At 64.6% G+C, this 16,880-nt stretch carries 13 protein-coding genes; 9 read left to right on the forward strand and 4 right to left on the reverse strand.

What is annotated here, in order from left to right; genetic code table 11:
* Positions 1-304: 304 nt before the first annotated feature.
* Positions 305-1,471, reverse strand: coding sequence for a cytochrome P450 (locus A7X65_RS35210; protein ID WP_063693998.1), 1,167 nt, complete (start codon positions 1,469-1,471; stop codon positions 305-307).
* 763 nt (positions 1,472-2,234) lie between these two features.
* Here A7X65_RS35210 and A7X65_RS42280 point away from each other — a divergent pair.
* The 7 genes from A7X65_RS42280 (at position 2,235) to A7X65_RS35230 (ending at position 12,806) form a co-directional block, all read left to right on the forward strand.
* The gene (locus tag A7X65_RS42280) at positions 2,235-2,414 is read left to right on the forward strand and encodes a hypothetical protein (RefSeq protein WP_145668732.1); all 180 of its coding nucleotides are present in this window, start codon (positions 2,235-2,237) and stop codon (positions 2,412-2,414) included.
* Positions 2,411-2,533: a hypothetical protein gene (locus A7X65_RS43670; RefSeq protein ID WP_283806198.1), complete on the forward strand. Its 123-nt coding sequence runs from the start codon at positions 2,411-2,413 to the stop codon at positions 2,531-2,533. Before A7X65_RS42280 ends, A7X65_RS43670 begins: the two co-directional genes overlap by 4 nt.
* Before the next feature lie 89 nt (positions 2,534-2,622).
* Positions 2,623-7,860, forward strand: a complete 5,238-nt coding sequence (locus A7X65_RS35215) for a beta strand repeat-containing protein (protein WP_156528381.1) — start codon at positions 2,623-2,625, stop codon at positions 7,858-7,860.
* 69 nt (positions 7,861-7,929) lie between these two features.
* Positions 7,930-9,681, forward strand: a complete 1,752-nt coding sequence (locus tag A7X65_RS35220) for a type I secretion system permease/ATPase (RefSeq protein WP_063694000.1) — start codon at positions 7,930-7,932, stop codon at positions 9,679-9,681.
* A complete protein-coding gene (locus A7X65_RS35225; protein ID WP_063694001.1) occupies positions 9,678-10,988 on the forward strand; it encodes an HlyD family type I secretion periplasmic adaptor subunit in 1,311 nt (436 codons plus the stop codon). Before A7X65_RS35220 ends, A7X65_RS35225 begins: the two co-directional genes overlap by 4 nt.
* A 155-nt stretch (positions 10,989-11,143) precedes the next feature.
* Positions 11,144-11,251: a beta-barrel domain-containing protein gene (locus A7X65_RS43995; protein ID WP_488230412.1), complete on the forward strand. Its 108-nt coding sequence runs from the start codon at positions 11,144-11,146 to the stop codon at positions 11,249-11,251.
* A 442-nt stretch (positions 11,252-11,693) separates the two neighbouring features.
* Positions 11,694-12,806 (forward strand): helix-turn-helix transcriptional regulator, encoded by a 1,113-nt coding sequence (locus tag A7X65_RS35230; RefSeq protein ID WP_063694002.1) that lies wholly within the window; start codon positions 11,694-11,696, stop codon positions 12,804-12,806.
* A gap of 355 nt (positions 12,807-13,161) precedes the next feature.
* On the opposite strand, the gene A7X65_RS35240 is transcribed toward A7X65_RS35230, so the two are convergent.
* From A7X65_RS35240 to A7X65_RS35250, 3 genes are all read right to left on the reverse strand, one after another.
* A complete protein-coding gene (locus A7X65_RS35240; protein WP_063694003.1) occupies positions 13,162-13,935 on the reverse strand; it encodes a helix-turn-helix transcriptional regulator in 774 nt (257 codons plus the stop codon).
* 204 nt (positions 13,936-14,139) lie between these two features.
* Positions 14,140-14,634, reverse strand: a complete 495-nt coding sequence (locus A7X65_RS35245) for an RlpA-like double-psi beta-barrel domain-containing protein (RefSeq protein ID WP_208608643.1) — start codon at positions 14,632-14,634, stop codon at positions 14,140-14,142.
* 210 nt (positions 14,635-14,844) lie between these two features.
* Positions 14,845-16,050: an LLM class flavin-dependent oxidoreductase gene (locus tag A7X65_RS35250; RefSeq protein ID WP_063694004.1), complete on the reverse strand. Its 1,206-nt coding sequence runs from the start codon at positions 16,048-16,050 to the stop codon at positions 14,845-14,847.
* A 281-nt stretch (positions 16,051-16,331) separates the two neighbouring features.
* Here A7X65_RS35250 and napE point away from each other — a divergent pair, with 281 nt between their 5' ends.
* Both napE and A7X65_RS35260 read left to right on the forward strand, forming a co-directional pair.
* Positions 16,332-16,517 carry a periplasmic nitrate reductase, NapE protein gene (gene napE, locus A7X65_RS35255; RefSeq protein ID WP_063694005.1) on the forward strand — a complete coding sequence of 62 codons (186 nt, stop codon included), beginning with the start codon at positions 16,332-16,334 and terminating at the stop codon, positions 16,515-16,517.
* Positions 16,518-16,545: 28 nt separating this feature from the next.
* Positions 16,546-16,875, forward strand: a complete 330-nt coding sequence (locus A7X65_RS35260) for a chaperone NapD (protein WP_063694295.1) — start codon at positions 16,546-16,548, stop codon at positions 16,873-16,875.
* Positions 16,876-16,880 lie beyond the last annotated feature (5 nt).

Genomic DNA, 16,880 nt, shown 5'->3' on the forward strand with positions numbered 1-16,880 from the left:
AAAACAACCCCATGCACAGTAGGCGGGGGTACACGAAATCAACGACTTACGAATTGTCCGAAATTTTCTTCGAGGCGTCGGGCAAAACAGGGGCATAATGGCATTGTGGCGGACTGGAGCCATGGTGTCGGAAGCTCCATCCACCGCCTCGCTGTCATTCCCCGCGAAGGCGGGGAATCCAGTATTCCAGAGACGCCAACGTTTCATACGGACGCCGCGGCGTACTGATCGCCCGGTCAAGCCGGGCGATGACACTGCGATTGTGGCAACGGCCCATCCCGTCAACGAATGCACATTACCGAAACTAATGCAGCCACTTCACCGGCAGGTTCTGCAAGCCCCTGAACGCCCAGCCGCCGATCCGCACCGGCTCGTCGTCGGCGATCTCGAGCTGCCTTGCGCGCGCGAACACGGTCGGCAGCGCGACGTCGGCGATCATCGCGCGCGAAGCGAAGGCGCCGGCGCAGAAATGCGGGCCGGCGCCGAAGGCGACGCTCTTCGAGGTGTCGCGCGTCACGTCGAACAGGTCGGCGCGCTCAAAATGCTTCTCGTCGCGGTTGGCGGAGCCGAACATCAGGAACACGCGCTCGTCCGCCTCGAATTCGACATCGCGGATGCCCCAGGGCTTTGCGATCCGCCGCGGCGACATGCCGATCGGCGAGATCCAGCGGGCATATTCCTCGAAGGCCTGGAGCCAGGTCACCTCGCCCCTTCGCACGAGGTCGAGCTGGTCGGGATGGGTCAGGAGCGCCCACACCGTGCCGGCGATGGCCTTGCGCGGCTCGTTCTGCCCGCCCGAGATCGCAAGCTTGACGTTGGCGCGCACGCTCTCCATGGCCATGCCGGAGGCGAGGAGCACGCCCAGAATGCTCTGGTCGGGCTTCTCACGCATCACCGGCAGGATGTCGTCGATCGCGGCATCGATGCCCGACGTCGCCGCGTGGCAGCGCGCTTCGACCGCGGGATCGCCGGCATAATTGGCGATGCCCTCGATCATGCCCTGCGACCACGCATCCATGTCCTGAAAGCCGATATTGGTGAGGCCGGTGATCGACTTCAGGCATTCGCCGGAGAATGGCAGCGCGAAGTCGCGCATGAAATCGATCCGGCCCGGCCCGATTGAATCGAGGATGCGGTCGGCATGGGCCTGGAACAGCGCGGTCCAGTACGCCTTCACCGTCCTCGGCGACACCGTCGGAAACATCGCTCGTCGCTCGACCTGGTGCGCCTCGCCGTCCTTGCGCATCATGTTGTGGCCCATCAACCGGTTCATCAGGCCGGCCGGCTGGTGCGAGGAGAACACGTCGATCTGCTTCTCCGAGATCGAGATGTCGTCGCGGCTCGTCAGCAACGTCGAGCCGAGCTGCGGCACGAACGCGATCGGCGCTTCTCTCCGCATCTTCGCGAGCATCGGATAAGGATCGGCCCAGAATGCGGCCGGGTCGATGTCGATACGCGGCGCCGTGCTCAAGCTTCGCTCCCTTGCTGTCGTCTTGAGGTCAAGTCGATGCCAAGGCTAGCGCCTTCGGGGCCCGGTGTCTGTCCCCAGCGATTGGGACAGGCGGCCCCGGGATGCGCCTTCAGAAGACGAGCACGCGCCGGCGAGACGGATTGCCCGCGAGGACGGGCGTCGACAACTCAAGAGTTAACGCTCGTTATAATTCTGATTTATGAACACTTTTGATCGAGATACCAATCAAGCGCATCGTAAGCGAGTGATGATATCGAATAACGACGATATTCAGAATCGCCTATAAAAATAGTAGTTCAGTGGTTAAAACGGTCGCGCTCGACCTGAGGCTTCACATTCGTCAGAAGTGCCGCGATGCCCGCTTCGTGAGCGCAGCGACATTGCGCCGCTATTTACAAGATTTAATGATTGGTTTAACGTTTCTACTTTCGTCGAGGTTGCGGGCTCGACAAGCATTGAAATTGCGCACCTACAGGCACTTGAACAGAGTTGGCCCTGATTGATTGAGAGGGCTTCAGAGTAGAGTTCAATTGTTGTTTGAGGAGGCGGCCATGTTTGAGCCCGCTGTTTGCTTCAGGAAATATTCAATCAGCAAGGCGTGATCGTCGCTCGAGGCGGCGCGCGCTTTCGACTGCGTTGTAAGCTCGATCTCTCACCCGTTGAGAGACGATGAATTCCTGTTTTGTTGTGTAATGCGTGCGTCCCCTCCAGGCGATGGGAAATTCTTCGACGAATTTCAATCCATTTATCCTCGGAGGAATCGATGGCCCTCAGTATTTCCGGCAACCTCGTCATCGACGAGGAATTTCGCATACCCTCAACCGGCAGCACCGATAACGAGGTCGCAACGCTCTCGGCGGATGCAACGCTGCTCGCCTTCCTCAACGCCCCAACACCAGCCTCGACACGGGCTTTCCGCAGTACGCCGAATGCGACGACATGATCGTCGCCAGCGGAGCCACGCTATCGCTGGTCGCCCACACCTCGGGCAGGGCCTTCTCGACGGGCGTCGGCGTCGCCACGGGTTTCTCCGATATCGACGACGATGCGATCAGCCTCTAGCAGGCCGACGCGGTGGATCGCCGACGAGTCTGCGCGTGGAATTTCTGAAGTGCATACCTCACCAATAGCTATTTTGGAGGATGGATATCATGGCACTTACAGTCACCGTTACCGGCACGACCGTTACCCTCGACGAAACCGCCGGCCTGCAGAATGACGATACCAACACGGCCCTCCCGACCGCATTTTCAAGTCGGCTGACGGCACTGGGCGCTCCGGCCGCAGAGATCAACCACGGGGTCAGCACCGGCAACGTCATCACCATCAGCGGCGTCACGGGGTCGGTCGGCAATCTCTCCTTCACTGACGGGAGCGGCGGTGCGCTGGACGGTGACACGAGCGGTCTCTTCACCAATGACGGGGAAGAGGTATTTCTGTACACGGATACCCAGAACGACAACATCGTGCTCGGAAAGACCGCGGCCGGCGCCATCGTCTTTGCGGTCTATCTCGAGGAGACCGGGAGCCCGGTAAGCGGCGGCAAGTTCTGGAGCGTCCAGTACGAGGCGCTGGAGCATCCGGATGGCACCAACCCCGATGACTCCCTTGACCTGGGTACCCACCTCAGGGTCGCGGCCAGCGAGGTCATCAATTTCGGCTTCGCCGGTGCACCGTCCGGCAGCAACCTGTTCATGACCTTCGGCGATCCGAACTCGACCGAGATCGTGGTGATCGGCAAGGACCCGCTCAATCAATCCCAGGGCGGAAACATCTCGAGCAAGGACGTGCTCAATATCAGCCAGGCCGGCAGCACCACCTCGTTCGGCGTCAACGGCAACGCGATCAACCCCGGTGAAGGTGCGTACATCACCTTCGTGACGGGCGCGAACACGAACTTCCTCGTGCCCAATCTGGACCAGAACGAGGCCGACGTCGAAGCCAACATCGACTTCCAGAACGTCTTCAATGCGAGCACTGCGTCCTTCACCGTCAACCAGACGAACCCGGGCATCGGGCCCGTCACAGTCAAGATCTCGGCCTTCGACACCGCCAAGGAAACCGGCGTGAATTTCGTCGACGGACTCACCAACGACGCGCACGTCAATATCACGTCGTTCTCGCTCACCGACGTCGTGGTCAAGTCCGGCAAGACGTCATTTACTCCGGCCGCCTCGATCGACGCCAACGGTGACTTGATCATCACCGGCCTCAGCACCGGCGACAAGGTGCAGTGGACCACGAGCGGAACGCACAACCGCGTCCTGATCGAGAACATCAGCGCCACCGACGGCATTTCCGGCAACGACAACAATACCTTCGACATCGGCGGCTTCAGCTTGAGCAGCGCCAACGCCACGAGCGCCGTGGTCGGCACGTCCGTGCATTTCGAGGATGACGGGCCGGCGGCTGGGATCGTGCAAGGCGCACCGACGGTGGCGCATGACGAGACTGCGGGTATCCAGGCAGATGCCGATGACACCACCGCGGCAGGCGTGATCGCGCTGTTTGCTGGCGTCAGCAATGTCAGCACCGACCTCAGCCCGACCGGGTATGCGCAGGACCCAAACGCTGTCGTGAGCTCGACCGGAAGCTCGCTTGGCACCGACTCGGTGGGCGGAACGATCGTGTTCTCGCTGGCGGTGTCCGCCGCAGGCGTGGACTCCGGCCTCGACACGACGAACGGCACCAGCATCTTCCTGTTCAAGGAAGGCGACCTGGTGGTCGGCCGCATCGGCAGTGCTGCCGGGGCCGCGGCCTTCGCGGTGGCGATCAACAGCTCGAGCGGCGTCGTCAGCGTGGCGCAGTACGCCTCGCTGAAGCACCCGAGTGCCGCGAACCCCGACGATTCGGTGTCGATCACCGACAGTGCGCTGCTGGCGGTGGTGACGGTCACCGACGGCGACGGCGACACGGCGACGAGCTCGACCGGCATCGGCGATGCCGTGCAGTTCCAGGACGACGGCCCGACGGCGGGGATCGCGCAGGGCGCACCGACGGTGGCGCACGACGAGACCGCGGGTGTCCAGGCGGATGCCGATGACACCACCGACGCCACGGTGTCGGCGCTGTTCGCGGGCGTCAGCAATGTCAGCACCGACCTCAGCCCGACCGGTTATGCGCAGGACCCGAGCGCTGTCGTGAGCTCGACCGGAAGCTCGCTTGGCGCGGACCAGGAGAGCGGAACGATCGCGTTCTCGCTGGCGGTTTCCGCCGCAGGCGTGGACTCCGGCCTCGATACGACGAACGGCACCAGCATCTTCCTGTTCAAGGAAGGCAGCCTTGTGGTCGGCCGCATCGGCGGCGCCGCCGGGGCGGCGGCCTTCGCGGTGGCGATCAACAGCTCGAGCGGCGTCGTCAGCGTGGCGCAGTACGCTTCGCTGAAGCACCCGACCACCACCAATCCCGACGATTCGGTGTCGATCACCGACAGTGCGCTGCTGGCGGTGGTGACGGTCACCGACGGTGACGGCGACACCGCGACGAGTTCGACCGGCATCGGTGATGCCGTGCAGTTCCAGGACGACGGCCCGACGGCGGGGATCGTGCAGGGCGCACCGACAGTGGCGCATGACGAGACCGCAGGTATCCAGGCAGATGCCGATGACACCACCGCGGCAGGCGTGATCGCGCTGTTTGCTGGCGTCAGCAATGTCAGTACCGACCTCAGCCCGACCGGTTATGCGCAGGACCCGAACGCTGTCGTGAGCTCGACCGGAAGCTCGCTTGGCGCGGACCAGGAGGGCGGAACGATCGCGTTCTCGCTGGATGTCTCTGCCACCGGGGTGGATTCCGGCCTCGATAGCACCAACGGCACCAGCATCTTCCTGTTCAAGGAAGGCAGCCTCGTGGTCGGCCGCATCGGCGGCGCCGCCGGGGCGGCGGCCTTCGCGGTGGCGATCAACAGCTCGAGCGGGGTCGTCAGCGTGGCGCAATACGCTTCGCTGAAGCACCCGACCACCACCAATCCCGACGATTCGGTGTCGATCACCGACAGTGCGCTGCTGGCGGTGGTGACGGTCACAGACGGCGACGGCGATACGGCGACGAGCTCGACCGGCATCGGCGATGCCGTGCAGTTCCAGGACGACGGCCCGACGGCGGGGATCGTGCAGGGCGCACCGACAGTGGCGCATGACGAGACCGCAGGTATCCAGGCAGATGCCGATGACACCACCGCGGCAGGCGTGATTGCGCTGTTTGCTGGCGTCAGCAATGTCAGTACCGACCTCAGCCCGACCGGTTATGCGCAGGACCCGAACGCTGTCGTGAGCTCGACCGGAAGCTCGCTTGGCGCGGACCAGGAGGGCGGAACGATTGCGTTCTCGCTGGATGTCTCTGCCACCGGGGTGGATTCCGGCCTCGATACCACCAACGGCACCAGCATCTTCCTGTTCAAGGAAGGCAACCTGGTGGTCGGCCGCATCGGCGGCGCCGCCGGGGCGGCGGCCTTCGCGGTCGCGATCAACAGCACGAGCGGCGTCGTCAGCGTGGCGCAGTACGCCTCGCTGAAGCACCCGACTACGACGAATCCCGACGATTCGGTGTCGATCACCGACAGTGCGCTGCTGGCGGTGGTGACGGTCACCGACGGCGACGGCGACCAGGCGACGAGCTCGACCGGCATCGGCGATGCCGTGCAGTTCCAGGACGACGGCCCGACGGCGGGGATCGTGCAGGGCGCACCGACGGTGGCGCATGACGAGACCGCGGGTGTCCAGGCAGATGCCGATGACACCACAGACGCCGCGGTGGCGGCGTTGTTCACCGGCGTCAGCAATGTCAGCACCGATCTGACGGCCGGCTTCGCGCAGGACCCGAACGCTGTCGTGAGCTCGACCGGAAGCTCGCTTGGCGCGGACCAGGAGGGCGGAACGATCGCGTTCTCGCTGGATGTCTCTGCCACCGGGGTGGATTCCGGCCTCGATACGACGAACGGCACCAGCATCTTCCTGTTCAAGGAAGGCAGCCTTGTGGTCGGCCGCATCGGCGGTGCCGCCGGGGCGGCGGCCTTCGCGGTGGCGATCAACAGCTCGAGCGGGGTCGTCAGCGTGGCGCAATACGCTTCGCTGAAGCACCCGACAGGAGGTACCAGCTACGATGAGTCGATCAACATCACCGACGCTGCGCTGCTGGCGGTGGTGACCGTCACCGACGGTGATGGCGACACGGCGACGAGTTCGACCGGCATCGGCGATGCCGTGCAGTTCCAGGACGACGGGCCGACCATCGGGCCCATCGCCGATGGGCAGGTGGACTTCTCTGCTCTCTCTTTCGTAACCAAGACGCTCAACGGAGTGGTCGGAGCGGATGATCCGGCGACCTACAGCATCACGAGCTCGCCGGCGAGCCTGACGATCCTCGATGGCACGGTCTCGCAGATGACGCTGCTCCGGGATCTCTCGAACAACGACACTGTCGCTACCTATTACAAGGACGTTGATAACAGCGGCACTCACACTGCAAACGACATCGACTTCTTCAAGCTGACCCTGTCCGGCGGCAACTACACCTTCGATGTCCTGCAGAATCCCCCGCCCGCGGAGATCAGCTTCAGCTTCGCCGGCGCGCCCTCCGGCAGCAATCTGTTCATGACCTTCGGCGATCCGACCTCGACCCAGATCGTGGTGATCGGGGAGAATCCGCTGAACCAGTCCGAGGGCGGAAACATCACGACCAAGGACGTGCTCAATATCAGTCAGGCCGGCAGCACCACCTCGTTCGGTGTCAACGGCAACGCGCTCAATGACAACGCCAACTATCCCACTGAGGGCGCGTACATCACCTACGTGACGGGCACGAATACGAACTTCCTCGTGCCCAATCTGGACCAGAACGAGGCCGACGTCGAAGCCAACATCGACTTCCAGAACGTCTTCAATGCGACCGGCGCGTCCTTCACCGTCAACCAGACCAACCCGGGCGTCGGTCCCGTCACCGTCAAGATCACGGCCTTCAGCACCGTCAAGGAAACGGGGGTGAATTTCGTCGACGGGCTCACCAACGACCAGCACGTCAATATCACGTCGGCTTCGGTCACCGACCTCGTCGTCAAGACGGGCAACACGTCATTTACTCCCGTTGCCACGATCGACCAGGACGGCAACTTGATCATCACAGGGCTGAGCACCGGCGACAAGGTGTCGTGGTCGACGGGTGCAACGACCCACGACCGGGTCCTGATCGAAAACATCAGCGCCAATGACGGCATTGCCGGCAACGACAACAACACTTTCGATATCGGCGGGTTCAGCCTGATCCAGTCGCAGCCGGCGCCCGACGAAAAGCTCGACTTCACCGTTCAGATCGCTGATGCCGATGGGGATACGGCGTCCAGCAGCTTCTCCGTCAGGATCGACGGAAACCACGACGGCGTCATCAACGTCTGAATCGCAAGCCGCCGGCTGCGCGCCGCTTTGGCGCGCAGCCGGCACCTCACATCGGGCGGGTCATGCTGCATGAAATTTCAAGAACCTGACTTCAATCAGTCGCCGAACGCGCGTCTCTGGTCCTCGCCGCTTCAGGCCTGTCGCGGCGTGCTGGTCGGGCTCGGCCTGATCACCGCCATGCTGAACGTGCTGTACCTGACCGGCTCGTTCTTCATGCTCGAAGTCTACGACCGCGTGGTGCCGAGCCGCAGCGTGCCGACGCTGATCGGCCTCGCCGCACTGGTCGTCGCGCTCTATTCGTTCCAGGCGTTCCTCGACATTCTGCGCGGGCGCATCCTGGTCCGCATCGGCGAATGGCTCGACCGTGCATTCTCGGCGCGCGCCTATGACATCGTCGCGCGCTGGCCGTTGCGGGCGCGCGCGAGCGGCGACGGGCTGCAGCCGGTGCGCGATCTCGACCAGGTGCGTAGCTATCTCTCCGGGCTCGGCCCGACCGCGCTGTTCGATCTGCCATGGATCCCGTTCTACCTCGCGATCTGCTTTCTGTTTCATCCGCTGATCGGACTCACGGCGTCGATCGGATCGCTGTTGCTCGTGTCGCTGACCCTCCTGACCAACCGGCTGACGCGCGAACGCACCAGGGAGGTCACCGGCCAGATCGCGCAGCGCAACGCGCTCGCCGAGGCCAGCCGCCGGAACGCCGAGGTCTTGCAGGCCATGGGCATGCGCGGGCGCCTTGCCGCGCGCTGGGCGGAGGCCAATGACAGCTACATGGCCACCCAGCGCAGTGCCGCCGATATCACCGGCGGCTTCGGCTCCGCTTCCAAGGTGCTGCGCATGGTGCTGCAATCGGCGGTGCTCGGCGTCGGCGGCTATCTCGTCATCATCCAGGAGGCGACCGCCGGAATTATCATTGCCGGCTCGATCCTCGCCTCGCGCGCGCTCGCGCCGGTCGAACTCGCCATCGCCCACTGGAAGAGCCTGATCGCGGCCCGGCAGAGCTGGAAACGTCTGCAGCAGCAATGGGCGCAACTCCCGGCCGAGGTGGAGAAGACGCCGTTGCCGCCGCCGTGCAAGGCCCTCGCCGTCGAGGCCGTCTCCGTGGCGGCGCCGGGCGAACAGGTCGCCGTCGTGCTGGATGCCTCCTTCGCGTTGAACCCGGGGCAAGGGGTCGGCATCGTCGGCCCGAGCGCATCGGGCAAGTCGTCGCTGGTGCGTGCCGTCGTCGGCGTGTGGGGGGCGGCACGCGGCAAGGTGCGGCTGGACGGCGCCGCGCTCGAACAATGGAGCTGCGAGGCGCTCGGCCGCCATATCGGCTATCTGCCCCAGGACGTCGAGCTGTTCGCCGGCACTGTGGCGCAGAACATCAACCGCTTCGAGCCTGCCCCCGATGCCGAGGCTACCATCGCCGCCGCGAACGCGGCCGGTGTGCACCAGATGGTGCTGCGGTTGCCGAAGGGCTACGACACCTCGATCGGCGAAGGCGGCGCGGCGCTCTCTGCCGGGCAGCGGCAGCGCATTGCGCTTGCCCGCGCGCTCTACCGCGACCCCTTCCTGGTGGTGCTCGACGAGCCCAACTCCAATCTCGACGCCGAGGGCGACCAGGCCCTGACGCAAGCCATTCTCGGCGTGCGCGCGCGCGGCGGCATTGTCATCGTCGTCGCGCACCGCACCAGCGCGCTCGCCGGTGTGGACCAATTGATCGTGATGGCCGAGGGGCGCGTGCAGGCGTTCGGACCCAAGGACGCGCTGCTGGCCAAGATGATGCAGCCGCGGCCGGCGGTGCCGCTCAAGATCGTAACCGAGGGAGCAAACCCGTGAACCGCGAGCCGGTGAACCAGGTCCCGCACGCGATCCGCCAACACCTGCGCGCCGGCCTCGCGGGCGTCATCATTCTTGCCGGCGGCGTCGGCGGCTGGGCCGCGACCACGGAACTGGCCGGCGCCGTCATTGGCTCCGGCACGCTGGTGGTCGACAGCTACACCAAGAAGGTGCAGCATCCGACTGGCGGCGTGGTCGGTGAACTCAACGTTCGCGAGGGCGCCCGGGTGACGGCCGGCGACGTGATCGTGCGCCTCGACGAGACGGTGACGCGGGCCAATCTCCTGATCGTCGTCAAGAGCCTCGACGAACAGACGGCGCGCCGGGCGCGGCTCGAGGCGGAACGCGACGATCAGGAGTGGCTCGGCTTTCCCGCAGACCTCGTCGGGCGCATCGCTGATCCGGACGTCGCTCGCTTGATCGTCGGCGAGCGCAAGCTGTTCGAGCTGCGCCGCGTCGCCCGCGCCGGCAAGAAGGCACAGCTCAACGAGCGCATCGGCCAGCTTCAAGAGCAGATCCGCGGGCTCGAGGAGCAGATCCAGGCGAAAGACAGGGAAACCACCTTCATCGACCAGGAACTGCTGGGCGTGCGCGATCTGTGGCGAAAGAATCTGGTCCAGATCTCGCGCCTGACCACGCTCGAGCGCGACGCGGTGCGCGTGCATGGCGAACGCGGCGCGCTGGTCGCCGCCATCGCCGAAGCCAGGGGCCGGATCACCGAGACCACGTTGCAAATCATGCAGATCGATCAGGATCTGCGTAGCGAGGTCGGAAAGGATCTCGCCGAGATCCGCGCCAAGACCTCGGAGCTGGTCGAGAAACGCGTGGCCGCCGAGGATCAGCTCAAGCGCATCGATATTCGGGCGCCGCAGGACGGCACCGTGCATCAACTGGCGCTGCACACCGTCGGCGGCGTCATCAGCCCCGGCGAGCAGATCATGCTCATCGTCCCCGCCCATGACGCGCTCGTCGTCGAGGTGCGGATTCCCCCGCACGAGATCGATCGTCTGTCGGTCGGCCAGCCGGTGCTGTTGCGCTTCACGGCCTTCAACCAGCGCACCACGCCTCAGCTCAACGGCGAGGTGAGCAACGTCTCCGCCGACGTCTCAGTCGACCAGAAAGGCACGGCGAGCTTCTACGTCGCCCGCATCGCCGTTCCCGAGGCGGAGATCGCACGCCTTGGCGAGCTGAAGCTGATCGCCGGCATGCCGGTCGAAGCCTTCATCCAGACCGGTCAGCGCACGGTGATGTCGTACCTCGTCAAGCCGCTCTCCGATCAGTTGATGCGCGCTTGGCGCGAACGCTAGCGCGAACCCGGCGCTCACCGCGAGATCCTGGTCCTGGCGCAAGGCCGCGCCCAGCTCTTCGGCCCGCGCGACAGCGTTCTCGCCAAGGCGACGCCAGACGCTTCGAGTCCCCCGACGTCACCCAGGACAGCAAGACCGGCACGAACTACTTCACGGTGCGCATCACGGTTCCGGACACGGAGGTCGCGCGCCTCAACGGCACGACGCTGCTTCCCGGCATGCCGGTCGAAGCCTTCATCCAGACCGGGGCAGGCGCACGGTGATGTCCTATCTCATCAAGCCCATGCGCGATCAGGCCGCGCGGGCATTCCGGGAAAGATGAGGAGTTCCATCAAGAGAGAGCCCGGGCGGCGCCGAACCGGCCCGGCCGCCATCAGCCGATGAGATAGCCGGGATTGCCGGGTACGCGCTCCCCCAAGCGCGTCGGCTTTGCCCAATACGCGCCTTCGTCGGCCTATTTCATCATGAAAATGGCGCCCCCGCGCGTGCGGACAGGAACCGCGCCTCCGGGAACCCCGAGATCGCATGCCGGCAGGGCAACCTCAAAAGCACTCAAACGGTTGAAATAGGAACATAATCTCTGCTAGGCGTCGATCCGGGCCCACCCGGGAAATAGTGGCAATTGAGTTCCACCCCGCGGGGTGTTGGTATCAAGGGCCTTGGACAAGCGAAGCACGGTCGAATCTGATGGGTCTATCGCTGCCAATGACGGATATCGATTTCGAGCGCATCGTGGATCGCATCCACGAGGCTTCGACCGTTCCAGAGCTCTGGCCCGACGTTCTGGAAGACATCGCCCATGCCGCAGGTGCGCATGGCATGGTCATGATCACCTCGGATTCCGATCAGTGGTCCGGCGTCTGGAATGGCGTCGTGACGTCGCCATCGATCCGCGAGGCATTCTCGGCGTTCCTGCGCGATGGCCTCGCCGGCCGTACGGAGACGACCCCGAGGCTGCTGGCACTCGATCATCCCGGTTTCGTCAGCGAGCAGGATGTCTTTTCGCTCGAAGAGTGGGAGCGTGATCCCTATCGGGTGGAATGGAACAAGAAATGGGGCTTCGAGCACGCTTGCGCGACGGCCGTGCGCAGCCCCTCCGGTGAGATCATCGTCTTCCATATGGAACGGCTCGCCGGCCAGCCTGCCTTTTCGCGGCAGGATCTCGGTTTTCTCGACCGGTTTCGTCCCCATCTGGCGCGGGCAGCCCTGCTGTCGACGCGCTGGCGTCTCACCCGGATGCGGGCGGCGACCGAGGCGTTGTCGCTGGTCGGCTTGCCGGCCCTCGCGATCGCGCGCTCCGGGCGGGTGCTGGCGGCGAACGCCCTGATTGAAGGCATGACGGACGTGCTGCAGTGGTTGCCGAAAGACCGGATCGCCGTCAGAGACCGTGCCGCCGACACCCTGCTGCGCGCGGGCCTCGCTCAGCTCGATTCACCGGAAAAAGCCGTGCGCTCCTTCGCCGCACGCCGCTCGAGCGATCTCGACCGGATCGTCTTTCATCTCGTGTCGATGCCGGGCGAAGCACGCGATCTGTTCGACGGAGCGGTCGGCCTCCTGGTTGCGACGCCGGTCACCGCCTCCCAGGCGCCGAGCCTGGCGCTCATTCGTGGCCTGTTCGATCTCACCCCCAGCGAGGCGCGCGTGGCGCGCGGAATCGCGCAAGGACAGACGATCGGCGACATCGCGGCGCATCACGGCTTGAGCCGCGAAACGATCCGCACCCAGATCAAGGCCGTGCTGGCCAAGACGGGAACGCGCAACCAGAAGAGCGCGGCTGCGCTGTTCGGCGCCATCCCCAAATTGCCGCTGCCGGATTGACGGCGGCCTTACCCTGCCGGATCAGGCTTGCCTGGAATTGAGCCAGCTCCCTCTTCACCCAAAGGGGTGAAGACACAGGCCACCCCTCCGGGTTCAACTCCGCAGAGGTGTCTGACGAGAACGGCAGGGATGGCGAGACCGGAATTCCCGATTTTCGAAATGAGCCTGGCACGGCAAAGGCGCGGGAAATGGACCTGGAGCGTCAGCATCGTCCAGGGAACGGTCGTGATGCGGGGCCGCGAATCCAGCCGGCCCGCTGCAAAGTACCGGGCCGAAAGAGCGCTTTTCATGCTGCTGCTCACCGCGCCCTACCGGTCGCGGCTTTCAGCCTAGCCATGCACGGCCGCCGACGCCGTCAGTTCAGGCTGGGCGTCAGCAATCGCAGCACGATCGCAAACAGCTCGCTCTGCGAGGAGATGCCGAGCCGCTCATAGGCGCGCTTGCGGTAGGTCAGTGTCGAATGCAGGCTGATGCCAAGTGCCTGCGAGATCGCTTCGGAGCTCGAACCCGACAGGATGCGGCGGCAGACCTCCTGCTCGCGCGGCGTCAGCGCGGCGAGCGGCGCTCTCGTGGCGAACAAGGCCGCAAGGGACTGGTCCGGCGCCGGCGTCTGGAAATGCCGGGCCACGCTCGCCGCGATCGCCGGTGCGATCGCCTCGAGCCGCTCACGCTGCGCGGCGCTGAAGCGGCCTTGCGCGGCGATGCGATAGAAGTTGACGTAGAAGCAGGTGTCGCCGGTCCAGATCGCGGTCGCGCATTTGTCGACGATGCCGGAATCCTGGAAGAAGATCTTGCGGTAACGCGCACCGTACATGCACGGCGCGAATGCCGGCAGCATGATCGACGCGCCGCCTTCGCCCTCGAACAGCGCATCGCGGTTGGGATCGGATTCGTGGAACTGGCCGGCATAGGCCGCGCCAAGATCGCCGCCGATCGGGATGTTGCCGGCATCGAGCAGGCAGTCGGCGGCACCGGCCCGGCTCAACGCGAACACCATGCAATGGCCAACCTCCGCCTGCCGGCGCAGCGTGTCGATCAGGACGTTCGGGAAATCGGAGCGGCCGATGGCGAGCACCGCGGAGGTGATATCACCCGTCGACGGATTCGAAGGCACCGCCCGAGACCGCATCGCTTCCTCCGCACGCCGCTGTTTTGCGGGAGGATAGCAGCAAGGCCGGTGCTCCGGAAGCCGGCGGCGCCTGCACGCACCGCGTCCGGGACACGCGCGCTAGCAAGCCCTATGCAGTCCGTGCCCCGGACTCAGCGCGCCGCACCGGACGATGCTTCGCATCGCCGGGGGCGTTGCAGAGCCGGGGCTCATGTCAGTTTTGAATCAGCCCACCGGCCCCGGCGTCCAATCATCGCCCGACAGCGGGCTGACCTTGACGTCCTTGATGACTCCGCGCTCCAGGCTCGGGTCGAAATGGCGCATCGTGCGCTCGTTGAAGTCGATGACGCGGCCGGGCCTGAGCGGTCCGACGTCATTGATCTTGACGATGACCTTCTTGCCCACGGCCTCGACGAGCGCGAATTTCGGCCTCTCGCCGAATTGCACCCCACCGAATTTCCCACGCAAGCTCGTCTTGATCGCAGCCGACCAGGCAGAGGGATTATAACGCTCGCCCGAGGCGGTGCTCGGTCCGCCCTCCTCCTTGCCGGGCCTGAACGGATTGTACATCGATGCCGCGCCGACAACCGCATCCCCGGAGGCGGCTTCGACGACGGCGTTTGCGTGAACACCACGCGATTCACTTCGTGCAACAGTGACGGAAACGGCAAGCGCAACCAGGGCGCCGCAAGCTGCGGCGCTCGAGTGGAACAGCATCATATCTCCTGTGATTTTCGTCGTCCGGTTCCCGGCACCGCACAGCGCAAGCGAACGCCGAAGCGTTCATGAATCTTGCGCCGGTACTTTGCGGATTCGAGCCAACCCCTTGGCTATGGAACCGTTGTGCGAACCTGAGCGGTTCCCACGCAGTGTTTTACGTTATCGCTGTTAAGACAGAGATTGCGTCAGCAACATGACCCGACGAGCAATCTATTCCGCGGCTGCCTTGGCCGGAGCGACATTGATCGCGAGCTTGCCGTAGCGATCCGTAAAAGCCACAGTGTCGATCTCTTCCAGCTTGATCTCCCCGCTCATGACGCCCTGTTTCCAGGCCGCCTGTGCCGGATCGTTCTGGAACTCCGGCATCACCTCGCGGCCGAACAATTCGAGCGATTCACAGATGTGCTCGTGGCTGTTCTTGCCGGCCTGGTTGAGCAGGATGACCTGATCGATATGCGAGGACTGGAAGCGCTTCAGCTTCTTTCGGATCGTTTCGGGCGAGCCGATCAGGCCGCCGCGCAGCGCCGCCTCCTGCGCTTCAGGGTTGTCGCGCTTCCACTTGTTGTACTCGTCCCACATGTTGACGGTGTAGGGCGCAGGCCGCTGGCGGTTTTGCGAGGCACCGTAGAAGCGCAGCGCGAACTGGAAGAAGGTGGCGCCGTCGGCGCGCGCACGCGCTTCTTCGTCCGTCTTGGCGCACATGAAGAACGACACCAGCGCCATGTTCGGGTTGATCTCGTAGTCGGCGAGCTTGTGCAGCCGCTTGGTCATGGCGTTGTAGTAGGCGTGCACCCAGGCATGCGCAGCATCCGCGCTGACGAACTGGAAGCCGAGCGCGCCAAAGCCGTGGCGGCCGGCACGCTCGATGGTCGGCAGCTGCGAGCAGGCCATCCACAGCGGCGGATGCGGCTTCTGCACGGGCTTCGGCACGACGTTGCGCAAGGGGATGTCGAAATACTTGCCGTGATGCTCGCTGCCTGCGTCCTTGAACATCGGGAAGATCGCGGCGACGGCTTCCTCGAACACCTCCTTCTTGGTCTCCATGTCGCGGCCGAACGGCGTGAGCTCGGTGATCGACGCGCTCTCGCCCATGCCGAATTCGCAGCGGCCGTTGCTGAGCAGATCCAGCACCGCGACGCGCTCGGCGACGCGGGCCGGATGGTTGGTGGTGAGCTGGAGGATGCCGTGGCCGAGCCGGATGTTCTTGGTGCGCTGGCTGGCGGCGGCGAGGAAGGATTCCGGCGAGGGCGAGTGCGAATATTCTTCGAGGAAGTGATGCTCGACCACCCAGGCGTGGTCGTAGCCGAGCCTGTCGGCGAGTTCCATCTGCGAGAGCGCGTTCTGGTAGAGCTTCAGCTCGTCGCCGGCCACCCAGGGCCGTGGCAGCTGCAGCTCGTAGAAGATGCCGAACTTCATGACGACGTCTCTCCCAAGGTTTCTTGCCCGTTTATTGTTGTTAAGCACATCTTAAGGTGTGGGGCGGCGCTGTCTACGGAGCAGCAATTCCGCCGCGCGGGAGAAGCATTCCGCACTTGAACGCAGCAATGCGCGATCCGCCGCGACGCAGCCGCTGCGACATCCGTGCAGAGCGGTAGCTTGATCCAGATCAAGGCCGCACCGGCCCGAATGCATCAAAAGTGCAGCAAGGCAACGGCCCGGATGCCGTCCCGATTCCCAATATTTCAGAGAGACCGAATATGTCGGCCCCTGACGACACGACTTCGCGCGTGCGCCGTAAGCGCATGGAGATTTTTGCGTTCCTGTTCCTGACCGCGATCGTGATGCCCGTCCTCGCGGTCGGAACGGTGGGCTCCTACGGGCTCGGCGTCTGGATCTACCAGATGTTCGCCGGCCCACCGGGACCTCCCTCCTCCCCGCATTGATCCCCCTTTGAAGCGAAAGACAGGCATCATGGCCCAAGCCACACGCAACAGAAACACGCTCGACCGCCGCGCCTTGATCACCGGCCGCGTGCTCAGCACCGAGCGCGTCATCTCGCCACCGGGCGCGGAGATCGCCAGCATCATCGTGCAGGCCCGCCCCGAGCGCCTTGCCGAGCTGGAAGCGGAGATCGCCGCGCTTCCGGGCTGCGAGATCTACGCCCGCGACGCACGCGGCAAGCTCGTCGTCGTCACGGAGGCGCCGGATGCCGGCAGCCTCGGCACCATGCTCAACACCATCCAGTCGCTGCAGCACGTCTATTCCGCGGCGCTGGTCTTCCACGCCATCGAAACCGCCTGAGACGG

Source organism: Bradyrhizobium stylosanthis (assembly GCF_001641335.1).
Taxonomy (GTDB): Bacteria; Pseudomonadota; Alphaproteobacteria; order Rhizobiales; family Xanthobacteraceae; genus Bradyrhizobium; species Bradyrhizobium stylosanthis.